This is a genomic window from Streptococcus sp. 2020WUSS089 (assembly GCF_044427405.1).
GTDB lineage: Bacteria > Bacillota > Bacilli > Lactobacillales > Streptococcaceae > Streptococcus > Streptococcus hashimotonensis.
In genome coordinates this window covers 272,897-291,891 of sequence record NZ_JAOTGD010000001.1, presented here as the reverse complement: position 1 = coordinate 291,891, position 18,995 = coordinate 272,897, and the positions used below count along the sequence as shown (strand labels likewise).

Below are 18,995 nucleotides of genomic sequence, written 5' to 3'. Positions count from 1 at the left end.
CACAACTCATTCTTTATTGGTAATGAGACGATGGTGTAAATGATAGTCTAGTAAAAGATTTGGAGAATTGACTTCCTTAGAAAGTTAAATGTAAAAACAATATGAAAAAATACGATTATCTAGTTGTTGGTGCAGGGCTGTTCGGTGCTGTCTTTGCTCATGAGGCAGCTAAAAAGGGTAAAAAAATAAAGGTTATCGAAAAACGAGACCACATTGCAGGTAACATCTATACAAAGGAAGTAGAAGGTATTCAAGTCCATGAATATGGCGCACATATTTTCCATACTTCTGAAAAAGAAATTTGGGATTATGTGAATCAGTTTGCGGAGTTCAACCGGTATACAAATACACCAGTCGCCAACTACAAAGGTGAAATCTACAATCTTCCGTTCAACATGAATACTTTCAATAAACTGTGGGGCGTGGTGACTCCTGCTGAAGCAGAAGCCAAGATTGCAGAGCAACGAGCTGTTTTGGGAGGAAAAACACCTGAGAACTTGGAAGAACAAGCCATCTCACTAGTTGGTACAGACATCTATGAAAAATTGATCAAGTCATATACCGAGAAACAATGGGAAAAATCATGTACGGAGTTACCTGCCTTTATCATCCGTCGTTTACCCGTGCGTTTGACTTATGATAATAACTATTTCAACGATAGCTACCAAGGTATTCCAATCGGCGGTTACACGCAGATTGTTGAAAAAATGTTGGATCATGAGAATATTGATGTTGAGACAAATGTTGATTTCTTTGCCAATAAGGAAGACTATTTAGCTACCTATCCGAAGATTGTCTTTACAGGAATGATTGACGAGTTCTTTGATTACCAACTTGGTGAATTGGAATATCGTAGCCTTCGATTTGAGACAGAAGTGTTGGATATGGAAAACTATCAAGGGAATGCAGTTGTCAACTACACAGATAGTGAAACGCCATTTACTCGTATTATCGAACACAAACATTTCGAATTTGGTACACAACCGAAAACCATTATTACACGTGAGTATTCGAAGACCTGGAAACGAGGCGATGAGCCGTATTATCCAGTGAACAATGATCGTAACAACAAACTTTATACTGCTTATAAGCGCCTCGCAGAACAACAAGAGAACGTTATATTTGGTGGACGTCTTGGTCATTATCGTTACTATGATATGCATCAAGTCCTCGGAGCTGCTTTGCAGTGTGTGAGAAGTGAAGTTGGGGAATGATTTTGAGAAGTCATCAAAGTAGTAATTGATTCTTGTCAGAAGTCGGAATGCTCTTAAAATGTTAATCAAAAAAAACCAGAATTTCTGGTTTTTTTTGATTATTGAATTGCTGCCAACAGGTCAGTTGCTTGTTGTTCGAGTTTTGTTAGAGTTTCGTCAGATAACTCCAATGCACCTGTTCCCCATGCTTCTGGATTGATGGTTGAACCTGTAAATTCACCAGCAATCTGTGTGCGGATAAATGGAAGAAGGTGTTGGAAGTCTTTGAATAGGTGGTCGTGACCACTGTTTGCGACGGCAGAGACAGTTGTGATTTTATCTTGTAGGATAGATGGTCCTTTTGGATTGGATAAATCGAGCGAACGACTGAGCCAATCGAGAGCATTTTTTACGATGCCTGGGATTGCATAGTTATATACTGGTGAGAAAATCCAGATAGCATCCGCAGCGTCTACTTGTGCACGTAGCTCTGCAATTTCAGGAAGGATAGGTGTCTCGATGTCTTGGTTGAATAGGGGAATTTTTGCAAGATCAATGTAAGATACTTGAGCCTTATCAGCCAAGGACGCTTCGGCTTTTTTTGCCATTTGATGGTTAAAAGAACCGTCACGTAGTGAACCAACTAAAAACAATACGTTTGCCATGATGGCCTCCTTTTCATAAAAACATAAATTTAGTATATCGTATTTGTCTTTTGTTGGCAATTCTAGGTCTGCTGATTCTTGAATTTTTTAAGTATCTCGGCTAATTGGTCTTGTTCTTCTGAACTAAGGACAGAAAAAATCTCTCCAACGTGATCATAATGCTCTGGAAGGATTTTTTCAATGGTTTCGCGTCCAAGTGGAGTGAGAGCAATCAAGGAAGCACGACGGTCATTTGTATCGATCGTCTTGTAGATATAGCCATCTCGAATCATGTTTTTTATAACGACAGTCATGTTGCCAGATGTGCTTAATAATTTATCAATTAAGTCTTGAATCCGCAGATTTCCTTTATTGTAGAGTGCCTCCATCACTCCAAACTGACAAACTGTCAGTCCGTATTTTTTGATTGTTTCTAATTCTGATTTTGCGATAGTATTAGCTGCTCTGCGAAAGACGACTAGACTGTGAAGTGCATGCTTGTTCTCATTTAAAGATTGTTCAACAGTTCTCATGAGAATATTTTAGCAATAAATAGTTCGGTTATCAAGCAAAAAAAGTTAGATCCTATATTCATAGGTAAAGTACTTTCTATAGCATGGAGGAGCTGAACTGTGGGTCCCAGTTCTTATATTCGTTCTCTGTCTGAAGGAGAATGAAAGTTTATTCACAATTCAATTACGGAAAAAATGGAAATATGCTTTAACTTGTAGTATAATAGGACTACTATGGAAAAAAAGATTTTTCAACTTTTGGAAGTATTGGCAACGAAGAAGGGACAGCTGATAGCTGGTTCCTTTATACTCCTAAGTGTCATGACTTTTTCGATATTTGTTATTTGGGACCTTGCAGCTAAGCCTTTTTCTGATGTACAGAATCACGCTATTTCTGTAGCTCGAGACTATGCGGATATAGAGGTTGTTGATGATGTCTCTATCTATAACGGGGCAGAAACATACTTTAGCGTGCAAGGAAAGACGAGTCAGGGGGAAATGGTTGCAGTTATCATTCCTGAAGAGACAAATACTGTGTACGTTTATCCAATGGCGAATGGTATTTCTAAGGAAGAAGCGCAGGCAGTCGCTACAGAGAATGGTGCTGGAGAGATAGAAAAATCGGTTCTTGGCTACAGAGATGCGAAGCCGATTTGGGAAGTCAAGTCAGGTACTGCCTACTATTTAGTTGAATTTGAAACAGGGAACTTTATCAAACGGGAGGGCTTATGAGCAAGTTATCAAGACGAGTCTTAGAGATGGAAGAAAGTGTAACTCTGGCAGCAGGTGCGCGTGCAAAAGCCTTGAAGGCAGAAGGACGTGATATTTTAGAGCTGACCTTGGGTGAGCCAGACTTCGTCACACCGAAAAATATTCAAGAAGCTGCTATTAAGTCTATCGAAGATGGTAAGGCGAGTTTTTATACGGTAGCTTCAGGACTTCCAGAATTGAAGGACGCAGTCAATACCTACTTTGAGAACTTCTACGGCTACTCTATCGAACGCAATCAGGTCGTTCTTGCCACAGGTGCTAAGTTTGTTCTTTATGCCTTCTTTGCGGCGGTCATCAATCCTGGTGATGAGGTGATTATTCCGACACCTTACTGGGTTTCTTATGCAGATCAAATCAAGATGAATGATGGGGTGCCTGTCTTTGTCACTGCGACAGAAGAGCACAATTTCAAGGTAACGGTTGACCAGCTGGAAGCGGCTCGTACGGATAAGACCAAGGTTCTCTTGCTCAATAGTCCGTCCAATCCGACGGGCATGATTTACAGTCGTGAGGAATTGGAAGCTATTGGAAACTGGGCTGTAGAGCACGATATTCTCATCTTGGCAGACGATATTTACGGTCGTTTGGTCTATAATGGAAATAGCTTCACACCGATTTCAAGCATTTCAGAAAGCATTCGCCAGCAGACTATTGTTGTCAATGGGGTGGCCAAGGCCTATGCCATGACAGGTTGGCGGGTTGGCTTTGCGGTTGGTAATCCTGAGATTATTGCGGCTATGAGTAAGATTGTCGGACAAACGACTTCAAACCTGACAGCAGTTGCTCAGTATGCGGCCATTGAGGCCTTTACAGGTCCACAAGATACGGTAGAAACCATGCGTCAGGCCTTTGAAGAGCGGCTTAATACCATTTATCCATTGCTGGCAGAGGTGCCTGGTTTTGAAGTTATCAAGCCAGAAGGTGCCTTCTATCTCTTCCCAAATGTCAAAAAGGCTATGGAAATGAAGGGCTATACAGATGTGACTGAATTTACCACAGCTATCCTGGAAGAAGTCGGTGTGGCCTTGGTGACAGGTGCTGGTTTTGGAGCTCCTGAAAATATCCGCCTCAGCTATGCGACAGATATGGACACGCTCAAAGAAGCAGTGGCTCGACTACATATGTTTATGAAAAAATAAAAAGAGGAAAAATAATGTCTAGAAAATTGATTACCATTAACCAAGTAAAAGATTATGTCGGTCAAGAAGTGACCATTGGTGCCTGGGTTGCCAACAAATCAGGCAAGGGCAAGTTAGCCTTCCTGCAGTTGCGTGACGGAACAGCCTTCTTCCAAGCTGTTGCTTTCAAGCCAAACTTTATTGAAAAATTTGGCGAAGAAGCAGGTGCGGAGAAGTTCGATGTAGCAAAACGTCTCAGCCAAGAAACGTCTGTCTATGTGACAGGGATTGTCAAGGAAGATGAGCGTTCTAAGTTTGGCTATGAGTTGGATGTGACAGACCTTGAAGTCATCGGTGAGTCACAAGATTACCCAATTACACCAAAGGAACACGGTACGGACTTCCTTATGGACAACCGTCACCTCTGGTTGCGTTCTCGTAAACAGGTCGCTATCCAGCAAATCCGTAACGCCATCATCTATGCGACTTATGAATTCTTTGAAAAGAATGGCTTTATCAAGTTTGATAGCCCGATCTTGTCTGGAAATGCGGCAGAAGATTCAACAGAATTATTCGAAACAGACTACTTTGGTCAATCAGCTTATCTCAGTCAATCAGGTCAGCTTTACCTGGAAGCTGGTGCTATGGCCCTTGGTCGTGTTTTCGACTTCGGTCCTGTTTTCCGTGCGGAAAAATCAAAAACTCGTCGTCACTTGACAGAGTTCTGGATGATGGATGCCGAGTATTCTTTCCTCAGCCATGAAGAGTCACTTGATTTGCAAGAAGCTTATGTCAAAGCCTTGATTCAAGGTGTTATCGACCGTGCTCCACAAGCCTTGGAAACTCTTGAGCGTGATGTGGATGCTCTCAAACGCTATATTGCAGAACCATTTAAACGTGTGGCTTATGATGATGCCATTACCCTTTTGCAAGAGCATGAGGCTGATGAAGATACGGACTACGAACACATCGAGCATGGGGATGATTTTGGTTCGCCACATGAAACTTGGATTTCAAACTACTTTGGTGTACCGACTTTCGTTGTTAACTATCCAGCAAGCTTCAAGGCCTTCTACATGAAACCAGTTCCTGGTAATCCAGAGCGCGTGCTCTGTGCGGACCTTTTGGCGCCAGAAGGCTACGGTGAAATCATCGGTGGTTCTATGCGTGAGGACAACTACGATGCCTTGGTGGCTAAAATGGATGAACTCGGCATGGACAAGTCAGAATACGAATTCTACCTTGACCTTCGTAAATACGGCTCTGTGCCACACGGTGGTTTCGGTATCGGTATTGAACGTATGGTAACCTTCGTTGCTGGTACAAAACACATCCGTGAAGCCATTCCGTTCCCACGTATGTTGCACCGCTTGCATCCGTAAGCAAATCAATAGATATACAGACAGACTACAAATGTGGTCTGTTTTCTTGCTTTTTCACTGGATTTTATTTATAATTATTCTAAATAATAGGGTGGAATAGTTATGAAAGAGAGCAGTTCGAGAAAAGAGATTATTCGATTGGCCTTTCCTGCGACGGTGGAAAATATCTTTCAGACCTTAGTTGGTTTTGTGGATACCCTCTTGATTGCACAGCTGGGTCTGGTAGCGGTGACGGCAGTTGGTCTTGCCAATACGATTTTGAATGTCTATTTGGCGGTGTACATCGCTTTGGGAGTTGGGGCAACGGCTTTGATTGCTCGGTCCATTGGTGCGGGTGACAAGGAAGCGGTCGCCTATCAGGTACGTCAGGCTTTAGTACTTTCAGTAGGTGTAGGTCTGCTATTGGGTTTACTATCCCTTATTTTCGGGAGGCAGATGCTGGTTTTGATGGGAGCAGATGCGGAGAGTTTGGCTGGCGCCCAGGCATTTTTCTACTGGGTTGGTGGCCTGACGATTTTCCAAGCTCTGATGACCATTTTGGGAACAATCCTGTGGGCATCTGGGGATACAGTATCTCCTATGAAAATGAGCTTACTGACCAATGGTTTTAATGTGGTCTTGGACTATTTCTTGATTTTTGGTATTGGCTCTTGGTCAGGTTTGGGGATTGTAGGAACGGCCTTGGGAACCGTCTTAGCTCGCTTGCTTGGTACTGTCTTGCTTTACCGAAAGGTACAACAGACTGACTTGGCAGTTGATCTCAAACAATTGTTCCATTTCGGAAGTCCTAAGGAAATGGTGGATTTGACCCTACCTGCAGCAGCCGAACGCTTGGTTATGCGGTTGGGACAGGTGGTCTATTTCAGCTTGATTGTGGGGCTGGGCACGACTGTCTATGCTTCTCACATGATTGCAGGCAATATCGAGAGTTTTACCTATATGCCAGCCTATGGTCTTGCGACAGCGGCAGCGGTTTTGATTGGTCAAGCCTTGGGAAAGAGGGACATCCTCACAGTTAGACGAGTCGCCTTTCTCAGCTCTGCCTATGGAGTAGCCATCATGTCCCTGCTGGGAGTCGTCTTGTTTGTCGGAGCTCCAAGTTTTGCTTTGCTATTTACCAAAGACCTAGAAGCCGTCCGTCAAGTCGTCACAGCCTTACGGATCGATGCTTTCAACCAGCCAGGCCTTGCAGTTTCTTTGATCATGGCTGGCGCTCTGCAGGGCTTGGGGGATACCAAGTCGCCACTCTACTCCACAGTGATAGGGATGTGGGGGCTGCGCGTCGTAGGTGTTATCGTCTTAGGTCAGATGTTCGGTTTAGGAATTGCCGGCGTCTGGCTGTCGATTTTGATTGACCTGCTCTTGCGAGCGATTTTTCTGACTTGGAGATTTACAGTGAAAACAAGAAAACTGGCTGAATAGGCTAGTTTTTTGGTATAAGCAGGTAGTTTTAGAAATAGATTATATATTGCCTTATTTCATGTTGATGATACTATCTCAATTCCTTTTTTATAAAAGAAAATAGGTGTAGGATAGTAGTAGGTGAGCTGTTTTATACAGAACTTGTGCTATAATAGATATAAAAAATTAAAAGGAGATAGAGATATGAAAACCATTCACACAGATAAGGCACCTGCAGCAATTGGCCCATACGTTCAAGGGAAGGTTGTTGGAAATTTCCTCTTTGCCTCTGGTCAAGTTCCTTTGTCACCTGAAACTGGTGAAGTGGTTGGTGAAACCATTCAGGAGCAGACTGAGCAAGTCTTGAAAAATATCGCAGCAATTTTAACAGAAGCGGGAACAGACTTTGACCATGTGGTGAAGACGACTTGTTTCCTAAAAGATATGAATGATTTTGTAGCCTTTAATGAAGTTTATAAAACAGCTTTCTCAGCAGATTTTCCAGCTCGTTCAGCGGTGGAAGTTGCTCGCTTGCCACGTGATGTTAAGGTTGAGATTGAAGTTATTGCAGTTATTGATTAGAAGAGAAAAGGAGGGAATGTCATGTCGGACAAACTCCATTTAGTGATTGTGACAGGGATGTCTGGAGCTGGTAAGACGGTAGCCATTCAGTCTTTTGAAGACTTGGGTTATTTTACCATTGATAATATGCCACCGACTCTCTTGCCAAAGTTTTTAGAGTTGATTCGCCATAGCCAGGATAACAATAAAATTGCTCTTGTTGTAGATATGCGGAGTCGCTCCTTCTTCTCGGAGATTCGAGAGGTGTTGGATGAGATTGAGGGAGCAGAGGATTTAGATTTTAAAGTCCTATTCTTGGATGCAACGGATAGTGAATTGGTTGCTCGCTATAAAGAAACTCGTCGTTCCCATCCTTTGGCGGCTGATGGTCGTGTTTTGGACGGGATTCAGCTAGAACGTGAACTTTTGGCTCCCTTGAAAAATATGAGTCAAAATGTTATTGATACGACAGAGCTGACTCCTCGTAATCTGCGTAAGGAAATCTCGGAGCAGTTTGCTAGTCAAGATAATCAACCGTCGTTTCGCATAGAAGTGATGTCCTTTGGTTTCAAATATGGGCTACCTCTGGATGCAGACTTGGTTTTTGACGTTCGGTTCCTACCAAATCCCTACTACAAGTTAGAGTTGCGGAATCTTACAGGACTAGATCAGCCTGTCTTTGACTATGTCATGGAGCATCAAGAATCGGAAGAGTTTTATAGTCATTTGCTCGGCTTGATAGAACCGATTCTTCCTGGTTATCAGAAGGAAGGAAAATCAGTTCTAACGATTGCCGTTGGATGTACGGGTGGTCAGCATAGAAGCGTAGCCTTTGCTAAACGTTTGGCAGACGATTTAGAGAAAAATTGGAATGTCAATCGTAGTCATCGTGATAAGGACAGACGGAAGGAGACGGTCAACCGCTCATGAGAAAACCAAAGATTACAGTTATCGGGGGCGGGACTGGTATTCCAGTCATCTTGAAGAGTTTGCGGGATAAGGATGTAGAGATTACCGCTATCGTGACGGTAGCTGATGACGGAGGATCTTCGGGGGAAATTCGTCAGGCTTTGCAGGTGACCCCTCCAGGTGATTTGCGTAATGTCCTTTTGGCTATGTCGGATATGCCCAAACTTTATGAACAAATTTTCCAGTATCGTTTTGCGGATTCAGATGGTCCCTTGGCTGGTCATCCGCTAGGCAATCTCATCATTGCTGGTATTTCAGAAATGCAGGGTTCAACCTACAATGCAATGAGGTTGTTGACACGCTTTTTCCATACGACAGGGCGGATTTATCCATCTAGCGAACAGGCCTTGACCCTTCATGCTATTTTTACAGACGGGACTGAGGTAGCAGGTGAGAGCAAGATTTCCAAGCATAATGGGATGATTGATCATGTCTATGTGACAAATTCTTATAACGATGATGAACCAAAAGCCAGTCGCCAAGTAGTTGAAACGATTATGGAAAGTGACATGATTGTACTTGGACCGGGTTCTCTTTTTACCTCGATCTTGCCGAATCTGATGATTTCTGACATTGGCAAAGCCCTAAAAGAAACCAAGGCTGAAGTGACCTATGTGTGTAACATTATGACCCAACGGGGAGAGACTGAGTTTTTCTCAGATGCGGACCATGTGGCGGTTCTCAATGCCCACCTAGCTGAACAATTCATTGATACAGTTTTGGTCAATATTGAACCAGTTCCACAAGAGTATATGAATAGCAATCAGTTTGATGAATACTTGGTACAGGTAAAACACGATTTTGCAGGTTTGCAAAAACAGGCTAATCGTGTGATTTCTTCGAATTTTCTTCGTTTGGAAAATGGCGGAGCTTTCCATGATGGTGACTTGGTGGTAGAAGAGTTGCTCAAGATTTTGCAGGTGCGGTCATGAGTTTTACAGTACAAGTAAAGGAAGAATTGCTGCTTCAGTCTAGCCAAAATAAGAGCGAGCTATCTGCTATTATCAAATTATCAGGCAGTTTGGGCTTAGCTTCATCAGGTTTGACTCTTTCTATCAGTACGGAAAATGCAAAGATTGCCCGTCACATTTATGAACTGTTACTTCATTTCTACCAGATTAAGGCTGAGATTCGCCATCATCAAAAACCTAATCTCAAAAAGAATCGTGTGTATGCAGTTTTGATAGAAGACGGCGTGAATGAGATATTGAATGATTTGTATTTGGCTGATAGCTTCTTTGGATTAGAGACGGGGATTTCCCCCTTGGTTTTGGAAAATGATTCATGGAGTCAAGCCTATCTTCGTGGAGCATTTTTAGCGGCAGGCTCTGTTAAAGATCCTGAAAAAGGAAAATACCAGCTTGAAATAGCTTCTGTCTATAGTGACCATGCCAATGACCTGGCCAATCTGATGCAGAAATTTCTTTTGGACGCCAAAGTCATTGAGCGAAGCAAGGGAACCATTACCTATCTGCAACGTGCAGAGGACATTATGGATTTTCTTTTGGTGATTGGAGCAGAAGAGGCAAAGACAGAATTTGAGAATGTTAAATTGCTTCGTGAGGCTCGCAATGATCTAAATCGAGCTACCAATGCGGAAGCTGCTAACATTGCAAAGACGGTCAATGCTAGTATGAAAACAATTAATAATATTATCAAAATTATGGATACTATCGGTCTAGATCAGTTGTCAGGTGACTTGCAGGAGATTGCCCAGTTGCGAATTCAGCATCCAGACTATTCCATTCAGCAATTGGCGGATAGTCTAACGGTACCGATCACTAAAAGTGGTGTCAACCATCGTTTGCGGAAAATCAATAAGATTGCGGATGAATTGACTGAATAGATAGGTATACATAGAATGCTATAGTCTTTTGAATTAACTTTGATACATCGTTACTTTCGGCTTGCCGTACTCTAGTATTGCTTGCACCTCAGTTCCTTGTCTGAAAGTTAATTCATTCATTCGACGATATTAAGACTGGTTCGAGAGGACCAGTTTTTTGTATGCTGTGATAGCAATCTTCTTCACTGGAATGATCCTGTTTTATGAATTTTTCAGTAATGATTAGCATAGAACATTAATATATGTTAAAATAGATAGAAGGATACTTTAGCTAGAAAGGAGTTTTGATGATAAGCAACGAACAATATGATTATCTAAGGGCACATCCAACTTTTGAACGTTTGACACGTGATAGCTTTGATCAATTAGCTAAGCATATTCGTTTTCGAAAGATTCCTAAGGGACAAATCTTTTTTTACGCAGAGGATCCTAGAGATTATCTATTTGTATTGTATAAGGGCTATGCTCGGATTGAGCAATATGATGAGACGGATAGTTTTACGTATTTAGACTATATTCGGCAGGGCGGTGCCTTTCCTTTTGGAGATATGTTTCAGGACAAACCTTATCATTATACTGCCATTGCCATAACGGACCTAGAGTATTTTATTGTGCCGATGGTCTTGTTTGAAACCTTGTCGAAGATAAATCCTAGTCAAATGACTTATATCTGTCAAAAATTATCCAAAGTGCTTCGTTTTCAAGAGTTGCGCTTGCGAAATGCGATGCGTTCCAAGGCATCAGATCGAGTCGTTCAAGCCTTGGCTCTTCTTTATTGGGATATGTGCCAGCGCGATCAGTTTGCTACCTTGCCATTTGAAATTCATATTCAAGAGATTTCGCGTTTAGCCGCTACGACACGGGAAACGGTTAGCCATGTTTTGAAGCAACTGAAACAGGATGGTAAAATTGCTTATAGCCATAAACAGTTAACTTATTTAGATATTCATTATTTCTTAGAAAATTTGACAGAAACTCATTGAAGTTTCTGTTTTTTTATAAAAAAATAAAAATTCATATAATGATATAACGGAAAGAATTATGCAGAATATAGGTGATATAATCGATAATTATTTATATATAAGGTTAAAAATGTGAAGAATTTCTCAAAATAAATGTGAGCGTTTTCAAGTTTTTGTTTTTTTCCTCTGTTAAACTATGGATGTAAAGAGGAAATGAGAGGCAGGAAAGCGTACGGTCCTCCTCGTTTCCCATCATGTATAAATCTACAAGGAGGACAGATCATGTCAAACCATCCAATTCATGTTTTTTCAGAAATTGGTAAGCTGAAAAAAGTTATGTTACACAGACCAGGTAAGGAAATTGAAAACCTGATGCCTGACTACCTAGAACGCCTACTTTTCGATGATATTCCATTCTTAGAAGATGCACAGAAAGAGCATGATGCTTTTGCTCAAGCTCTTCGTGATGAGGGGGTAGAAGTGCTCTACTTGGAAAAATTAGCTGCTGAGTCACTTGTTACACCTGAAATTCGTGAACAATTTATTGATGAATATCTCGAAGAAGCTAACATTCGTGGTCGGGCGACTAAGAAGGCAATTCGCAAGTTGTTGTTGTCTATTGAAGATAATCAAGAACTGGTTGAGAAAACGATGGCCGGTGTTCAAAAGGCAGAATTGCCAGAAATCCCTTCTGAAGAAAAAGGTTTGACAGATTTGGTTGAATCCTCTTACCCATTTGCAATAGACCCAATGCCAAACCTTTACTTCACACGGGATCCATTTGCTACGATTGGTAATGCTGTTTCTCTTAACCACATGTATTCAGAAACACGGAACCGTGAAACCTTGTATGGTAAATATATCTTCACTCATCACCCAGAATATGGTGGAAAAGTTCCATTGGTTTACAATCGTGAAGAAACTACTCGTATCGAGGGTGGGGACGAATTGGTTCTTTCAAAAGATGTTTTGGCAGTAGGTATTTCACAACGTACCGATGCTGCATCAATTGAAAAACTATTGGTAAATATCTTTGAACAGCATGTTGGCTTCAAGAAAGTATTGGCATTCGAATTTGCTAACAACCGTAAATTCATGCATTTGGATACGGTATTTACCATGGTTGACTATGATAAGTTTACTATTCACCCAGAAATTGAAGGTGACCTTCGCGTCTTCTCTGTAACCTATGAAAATGATACGCTTCATATTGAAGAAGAACATGGTGACTTGGCAGAACTTTTGGCTGCGAACCTTGGTCTTGAAAAAGTAGAATTGATCCGTTGTGGTGGCGGTGATATGGTTGCTGCTGGTCGTGAGCAATGGAATGATGGTTCAAATACATTGACCATTGCACCAGGTGTGGTAGTTGTTTACAAACGCAATACGATTACCAATGCAATCCTCGAGTCCAAAGGGCTTCGTTTGATTAAGATTGGCGGAAGCGAATTGGTTCGCGGTCGTGGTGGACCTCGTTGTATGTCAATGCCGTTTGAACGGGAAGACATCTAATGCCAAGTATAGAACGAACATCTATCGGTTCGGAAGAATGGCAACGCGCAGCCTCTATCTATGTCCGCTATAAGGTATTTGTTCTTGAGCGTGGCATTGCAAAGGAAGATGAATTTGACCAGAATGATACGGAAGGAAGAGTTTACGCCAATCTCTTTATTGGTGAGGAGCCTGTTTCAACGGGACGTTTTCTTCCTGTCGGTCCTGGTCAAGCTCGTCTAACCCGAATAGCCACTCTACCGAATTTTCGTGGAAAAGGCTATGGAAAAATGATTATCAGCTCTTTGGAAGCTTATGCACGTGAAACAGGCTTTCATCAGTTGGATATACATTCGGAGTTAACTGCAAAGACTTTTTATGAGTCAGTCGGCTACCAAGCAACTTCTGAAGTTTATCAAGAAGATGGAGAATGGTGCCAGACATTGACAAAATTTATTTAAACATTAGGAGAAGAGACAATGACAAACGTATTTAAAGGCAGACATTTCCTTGCAGAGAAAGATTTCACACGCGCAGAATTGGAATGGTTGATTGATTTCTCAGCTCATTTGAAAGATTTGAAAAAACGCAATATTCCACACCGTTATTTGGAAGGTAAAAATATTGCCCTCTTGTTTGAAAAAACATCAACACGTACTCGTGCTGCCTTCACAGTAGCATCTATTGACCTTGGTGCCCATCCAGAATATCTTGGTGCAAATGACATCCAACTTGGTAAGAAAGAATCTACAGAAGATACTGCTAAAGTTTTGGGACGCATGTTCGACGGTATTGAATTCCGTGGTTTCAGTCAAAAAATGGTGGAAGAATTGGCAGAATTCTCTGGTGTGCCAGTATGGAATGGTTTGACAGATGCATGGCACCCAACTCAAATGTTAGCTGACTACTTGACTGTCAAAGAAAACTTTGGCAAGTTGGAAGGATTGACTTTGGTTTATTGTGGTGATGGCCGTAACAACGTTGCTAACTCACTTTTGGTAACGGGCGCTATCCTTGGTGTCAATGTCCATATCTTCTCTCCAAAAGAACTCTTCCCAGAAGAAGAAGTAGTTGCCTTGGCTGAAGGTTTTGCGAAAGAAAGTGGAGCACGTGTTCTCATTACTGACAATGCTGACGAAGCAGTCAAAGGCGCAGATGTTCTCTATACAGACGTTTGGGTATCAATGGGTGAAGAAGATAAATTCGCTGAACGTGTTGCTCTCTTGAAACCATACCAAGTGAATATGGAATTGGTGAAAAAAGCAGAAAATGAAAATCTCATCTTCTTGCACTGCTTGCCTGCCTTCCATGATACAAACACTGTTTATGGTAAAGATGTCGCTGAAAAATTCGGCGTAGAAGAAATGGAAGTAACAGACGAAGTATTCCGTAGCAAGTATGCTCGTCACTTCGACCAAGCTGAAAACCGTATGCACACAATTAAAGCGGTGATGGCGGCTACTTTAGGGGATCCATTTGTTCCACGTGTGTAATACTCTTCGAAAATCAAACTCATACGTTGTTGCCTCGATTTGATGACTGAAAAGCTCCAGTGGAGGTTTTCAGCCTGTTCCCTTGAAGTATAAAAGGAACGGAGTTCTATCTTCATATGTTGAAACGAACTTCGCTCGCTTTATTTCCAACCTCCAAAGGTTCCCCGAACCTTTGGAGCAAGTCTGATTTTGATTTTCATTGAGTATATTCTCTAGTCATCGCAACCTCCGGGGGCTGGCACCCAGCCCCCTTATTTTGAGGATAGATGTGTAAGCGATTACTATTTCGCGAAAGTGAGGAAAAAGCAAGAGATATGGCAAATCGTAAAATTGTAGTAGCCTTGGGTGGCAATGCCATTTTATCGTCCGACCCATCGGCTAAAGCACAAAAAGAGGCCTTGGTACAAACAGCCAAGCACCTTGTAAAATTGATAAAAAATGGGGATGACCTTATTATCACGCATGGTAATGGTCCTCAGGTTGGAAACTTACTTCTTCAAAACCTTGCTGCTGATTCGGAAAAGAACCCAGCTTTTCCACTAGACAGTTTGGTAGCCATGACAGAAGGTTCGATTGGTTTCTGGTTGCAAAATGCCTTGGAAAATGAATTGATCAAGGAAGGCATTGAAAAAGATGTAGCATCTGTTGTGACCCAGGTTATCGTGGATAAGAATGATCCAGCCTTCGAAAATTTGACCAAGCCGATTGGACCATTCTATACAGAAGAAGAAGCGAAAGCAGAAGCAGAAAAGACAGGTGCAACCTTCAAAGAAGATGCCGGTCGTGGCTGGCGCAAAGTCGTTGCTTCGCCAAAACCTGTAGGAATCAAAGAAATTGGTACCATTCGTACCCTTCTCAATGCAGGTGAAGTTGTCGTAGCTGCTGGCGGTGGAGGTATTCCAGTTGTCCAAGAAGCAGACGGTACTCTTACCGGTGTGGAAGCAGTTATTGATAAAGACTTTGCTTCCCAATGTTTGGCAGAATTGGTTGACGCAGACTTGTTTATCGTCTTGACAGGTGTAGACTATGTCTTTGTTAACTACAACAAACCAGACCAAGAAAAATTAGAAACAGTTACCGTAGCTGAATTGGAAGAATATATCAAACAAAATCAATTCGCACCAGGTTCCATGCTACCGAAAGTTGAAGCAGCTATTGCTTTTGTAAACAATAAGCCGCAATCAAAAGCAGTCATTACCTCATTAGAAAACTTAGGCGCTTTGATTGAATCCGATAGCGGCACTATCATTGTCAAAGGTTAAGTAGCTGTATGTATCGTTGAGGCTTCTATTTATTGATGCACTCTGCATGCAAATATAGTTTTTAAACTAGACGGGTTATTTATTGATGGAGTTAGGGGAGTGGAAGTGTTGATAGTCCTACAAGGGTTCCCTTTAATCGAAACATGAAGGTCTGGGCTTCTAAGCTCCCTCCCCTTTCATCCATTTCCTATCAAGTATCTATCTATAAGCAATGATTTCAGATAATAGACTGAAGGAGATAGACATCTCTTGAAGATAGGTGGATATTTGATACGGTTATTACGGATACAATTTCCCTTAAATAGGGGATAAACTTTTAAAATATTATAGGAGGTTTTTGCGATGAGCGAAAAAGTGAAAAAAGGCTTTAAATTGCCTTCGTCTTATACAATATTGATGCTCATTATTGCCTTTATGGCAGTGATGACATGGATTATTCCAGCAGGTCAGTATCAGGTTGATGAAGCCGGACGTTTGGTGGCTGGTACCTATGAGAAGGTTGCTCAAAATCCACAAGGGATTTACGATGTTTTTATGGCTCCAGTTCGTGCCATGCTTGGTCATGGTGCGACTGAAGCAGCGATTAACGTAGCATTCTTCATCATCATGGTTGGCGCCTTTCTTGGTGTAGTTAACGAAACAGGTGCACTTGATGTAGGGATTGCTTCTATTGTAAAACGCTTCAAAGGTCGTGAAAAAATGTTGATTTACATTCTCATGCCTTTGTTTGCCTTGGGAGGCTCAACCTATGGTATGGGTGAAGAAACAATGGCTTTCTTCCCACTCCTTGTTCCTGTTATGATGGCGGTTGGTTTTGACAGTATTACTGGTGTAGCCATCATCTTGCTGGGTTCTCAAATCGGCTGTTTGGCTTCTACTGTAAACCCATTTGCAACGGTTGTAGCTTCTGATGCAGCAGGTGTAAGTGTTGCGGACGGTATGATTTGGCGCTTGGTCTTCTTCGTTGTTATTCTCTTGATGGGGGTTCTCTTTGTAGCAAACTATGCTGAGAAAGTGAAAAACGATCCGACTAAGTCCTTAGTTTACAAACAGCGTGAAGCAGATATGCAACACTTTAATGTAACAGCAACTCAAGAAGTGAATGCAGAATTATCACCAGCTCAAAAACGTGTTCTCTGGGTATTTGTACTAACATTTGTTCTCATGATTTGTAGCTTTATTCCATGGGAAGATTTGGGTGTGACTATCTTTACACAATTTAAAGATTGGTTGATTGGTCTTCCATTCATCGGTCAAGTGATTGGTTCTTCAACAGCTGCTCTTGGTACTTGGTACTTCCCAGAAGGAGCAATGCTCTTTGGTATCGCAGGGATTGTAGTTGGTTTAGTTTATGGTATGAGTGAAGAACGTTTGGTAAAATCCTTCATGTTCGGTGCGGCTGATATTTTCAGCGTAGCTTTGATTTGTGCTATCGCGCGTGGTATTCAAGTCATCATGAACGATGGTATGATTACTGCCACTATTCTCCACATGGGCGAAGAAGGATTGCAAGGTTTGTCTTCACAAGTATTCATCATTTTGACCTATCTCTTCTACCTACCAATGTCCTTCTTGATTCCATCTTCATCAGGTCTTGCAGGGGCTTCTATGGGTATCATGGCACCTCTTGGTGAGTTTGTAAATGTACCAGCGAGCTTGGTTATCACAGCTTTCCAAGCTGCATCAGGTCTCTTGAACTTGGTAGCTCCAACATCAGGTATTGTAATGGGAGCCTTGGCACTTGGTCGTGTTGAAATTGGTACTTGGTATAAATTTGTAGGTAAGTTAATCGTAGGCATCATGATTGCCTCCATAGCTATTTTGGTCATTGCGACATTCTTCTAATCGAAATTCTGGGTCAGATTTTATCACGAATACAGATAAAATTTGGCTCAGTTTTTCCTTTTATGATAGAATAGTGCTATAAAATATATAATATCTTATTATGTTGAAAGGGGACACAATGAGAACAAGTTTTATTCAGTCATCGCATCAGGAGGCATGTATTCAAGCCATCCAAGAACTGGTTGCTTTTCCTTCTGTTTTGCAAGAACATCAGGCAGATACGCCATTTGGTCAAGCGATTCAGGATGTTCTGGAGCACACGTTGGCTTTGACAGAAAAAATGGGTTTTAAAACTTATTTAGACCCTGCTGGCTATTATGGCTATGCTGAAATTGGGCAAGGCGAAGAATTATTAGCCATCCTTTGCCACTTAGATGTGGTACCTGCTGGTGATCTTAGTCAATGGCAGACGCCACCTTTTGAGGCTGTGGTAGAGGGAGACTATATTATTGGACGCGGGGTTCAGGATGATAAAGGTCCTTCGATGGCGGCCTTATTTGCAGTAAAAGCACTTCTTGATGCAGGAGTCCAATTTAACAAACGGATTCGTTTCATTTTTGGAACAGATGAAGAGACCTTATGGCGGTGTATGAACCGCTACAATCAGTTGGAAGAAGTGGCAACTATGGGCTTTGCACCAGATTCTTCCTTCCCTTTGACTTATGCTGAAAAAGGATTGCTACAGGCCAAATTGCATGGTCCAGGTCATCCTTGTCTGAGTATCGAAGCGGGAACTGCCTATAACGTAGTACCTGCCAAGGCAAGCTATTCTGGTCATTTATTAGCAGGAGTTATTGCGGAATTAGATCAATTAGGCTTTGATTATGAAACCAAAGATGATCAAGTAACGGTTCTTGGTATTTCTCGGCACGCCAAGGATGCTGCCGAGGGGGTCAATGCCATCGTTCGTTTGGCAAAGGCCTTGGAACATTTCGAAAGCCATCCAGCCTTGGACTTTATCGTCAATGCAGTTGGTGAAGATGCCACAGGATTTAAGCTTTTTGGTGATGTGACTGATGAACCATCAGGGACACTCAGTTTCAATATTGCAGGTCTAACCATTAGCGCAAAAAAATCAGAAATTCGCTTGGACATTCGTATTCCTGTCACTGCGGATAAAGAAGCCCTAGTTTCTACTTTACAAGCCAAAGCGCAATCATGTGGCTTGACCTATGAAGAGTACGACTACCTTGCTTCCTTGTATGTGCCATTAGACAGCCAGCTGGTATCTACGCTCATGTCTGTTTATCAAGATAAGACAGGAGATTTGACAAGCGAGCCAATCTCGTCAGGTGGGGCTACCTTTGCTCGTACTATGCCAAACTGTGTGGCCTTTGGTGCATGTTTCCCAGATACAGAACAAACAGAGCATCAGGAAAATGAACGGATGCCATTAGCAGACTTATATAAAACAATGGATATTTATGCTGAGGCAGTCTATCGCCTAGCTGCGGAATAGCCATTATCAGCATTGAATATTTAATTACAGTTTAAAAGCACTTAGTGAAATATCTAAGGGCTTTTCTTATGAAGAATATCATTAAA

Annotated in this window: 18 protein-coding genes; 16 read left to right on the top strand and 2 right to left on the bottom strand. The window is 41.9% G+C overall.

Annotated elements, in window-relative coordinates:
* The first annotated feature begins 101 nt into the window (after positions 1-101).
* Entirely contained in the window at positions 102-1,214 is a 1,113-nt protein-coding gene (glf, locus tag ODU46_RS01335) for a UDP-galactopyranose mutase (RefSeq protein WP_398579109.1), read from the top strand.
* Between the two features lie 98 nt (positions 1,215-1,312).
* Here glf and ODU46_RS01330 read toward each other — a convergent pair whose 3' ends face one another.
* The gene (locus tag ODU46_RS01330) at positions 1,313-1,858 is read right to left on the bottom strand and encodes an NADPH-dependent FMN reductase (RefSeq protein ID WP_398579108.1); all 546 of its coding nucleotides are present in this window, start codon (positions 1,856-1,858) and stop codon (positions 1,313-1,315) included.
* Positions 1,859-1,920: 62 nt separating this feature from the next.
* A complete protein-coding gene (locus ODU46_RS01325; protein ID WP_009909619.1) occupies positions 1,921-2,370 on the bottom strand; it encodes a MarR family winged helix-turn-helix transcriptional regulator in 450 nt (149 codons plus the stop codon).
* Positions 2,371-2,583: 213 nt separating this feature from the next.
* Here ODU46_RS01325 and ODU46_RS01320 point away from each other — a divergent pair, with 213 nt between their 5' ends.
* The 15 genes from ODU46_RS01320 (at position 2,584) to ODU46_RS01250 (ending at position 18,909) form a co-directional block, all read left to right on the top strand.
* Positions 2,584-3,081, top strand: a complete 498-nt coding sequence (locus tag ODU46_RS01320; RefSeq protein WP_205041087.1) for a DUF5590 domain-containing protein — start codon at positions 2,584-2,586, stop codon at positions 3,079-3,081.
* Complete coding sequence (locus tag ODU46_RS01315; protein WP_398579107.1) at positions 3,078-4,259, top strand: pyridoxal phosphate-dependent aminotransferase; 1,182 nt, start codon at positions 3,078-3,080, stop codon at positions 4,257-4,259. Before ODU46_RS01320 ends, ODU46_RS01315 begins: the two co-directional genes overlap by 4 nt.
* A gap of 14 nt (positions 4,260-4,273) precedes the next feature.
* Positions 4,274-5,620, top strand: coding sequence for an asparagine--tRNA ligase (asnS, locus tag ODU46_RS01310; protein ID WP_205014481.1), 1,347 nt, complete (start codon positions 4,274-4,276; stop codon positions 5,618-5,620).
* Between the two features lie 102 nt (positions 5,621-5,722).
* Positions 5,723-7,042 carry an MATE family efflux transporter gene (locus tag ODU46_RS01305; protein ID WP_398579106.1) on the top strand — a complete coding sequence of 440 codons (1,320 nt, stop codon included), beginning with the start codon at positions 5,723-5,725 and terminating at the stop codon, positions 7,040-7,042.
* Positions 7,043-7,225: 183 nt separating this feature from the next.
* Entirely contained in the window at positions 7,226-7,603 is a 378-nt protein-coding gene (locus ODU46_RS01300; protein WP_029171852.1) for a RidA family protein, read from the top strand.
* Between the two features lie 21 nt (positions 7,604-7,624).
* Positions 7,625-8,512 carry an RNase adapter RapZ gene (gene rapZ / locus ODU46_RS01295; RefSeq protein ID WP_024412169.1) on the top strand — a complete coding sequence of 296 codons (888 nt, stop codon included), beginning with the start codon at positions 7,625-7,627 and terminating at the stop codon, positions 8,510-8,512.
* Positions 8,509-9,483 (top strand): YvcK family protein, encoded by a 975-nt coding sequence (locus tag ODU46_RS01290; RefSeq protein WP_024400159.1) that lies wholly within the window; start codon positions 8,509-8,511, stop codon positions 9,481-9,483. Before rapZ ends, ODU46_RS01290 begins: the two co-directional genes overlap by 4 nt.
* Complete coding sequence (gene whiA / locus ODU46_RS01285; RefSeq protein ID WP_029171851.1) at positions 9,480-10,397, top strand: DNA-binding protein WhiA; 918 nt, start codon at positions 9,480-9,482, stop codon at positions 10,395-10,397. Before ODU46_RS01290 ends, whiA begins: the two co-directional genes overlap by 4 nt.
* Positions 10,398-10,684: 287 nt before the next feature.
* Complete coding sequence (locus tag ODU46_RS01280; protein WP_105147931.1) at positions 10,685-11,380, top strand: Crp/Fnr family transcriptional regulator; 696 nt, start codon at positions 10,685-10,687, stop codon at positions 11,378-11,380.
* A gap of 261 nt (positions 11,381-11,641) precedes the next feature.
* Positions 11,642-12,871 carry an arginine deiminase gene (gene arcA, locus ODU46_RS01275; protein ID WP_029744503.1) on the top strand — a complete coding sequence of 410 codons (1,230 nt, stop codon included), beginning with the start codon at positions 11,642-11,644 and terminating at the stop codon, positions 12,869-12,871.
* Entirely contained in the window at positions 12,871-13,311 is a 441-nt protein-coding gene (locus ODU46_RS01270) for a GNAT family N-acetyltransferase (RefSeq protein ID WP_105151202.1), read from the top strand. The genes arcA and ODU46_RS01270 overlap by 1 nt, the downstream gene beginning before the upstream one ends.
* Positions 13,312-13,329: 18 nt before the next feature.
* On the top strand, positions 13,330-14,343 hold the full coding sequence (gene argF / locus ODU46_RS01265) for an ornithine carbamoyltransferase (protein ID WP_011922164.1): 1,014 nt from the start codon (positions 13,330-13,332) through the stop codon (positions 14,341-14,343).
* 314 nt (positions 14,344-14,657) lie between these two features.
* Positions 14,658-15,605 carry a carbamate kinase gene (arcC, locus tag ODU46_RS01260; protein WP_024385497.1) on the top strand — a complete coding sequence of 316 codons (948 nt, stop codon included), beginning with the start codon at positions 14,658-14,660 and terminating at the stop codon, positions 15,603-15,605.
* A 342-nt stretch (positions 15,606-15,947) separates the two neighbouring features.
* Positions 15,948-17,450: a YfcC family protein gene (locus tag ODU46_RS01255; RefSeq protein WP_013730305.1), complete on the top strand. Its 1,503-nt coding sequence runs from the start codon at positions 15,948-15,950 to the stop codon at positions 17,448-17,450.
* Positions 17,451-17,568: 118 nt separating this feature from the next.
* Positions 17,569-18,909, top strand: a complete 1,341-nt coding sequence (locus ODU46_RS01250) for a dipeptidase (RefSeq protein WP_105119453.1) — start codon at positions 17,569-17,571, stop codon at positions 18,907-18,909.
* Positions 18,910-18,995: the final 86 nt, after the last annotated feature.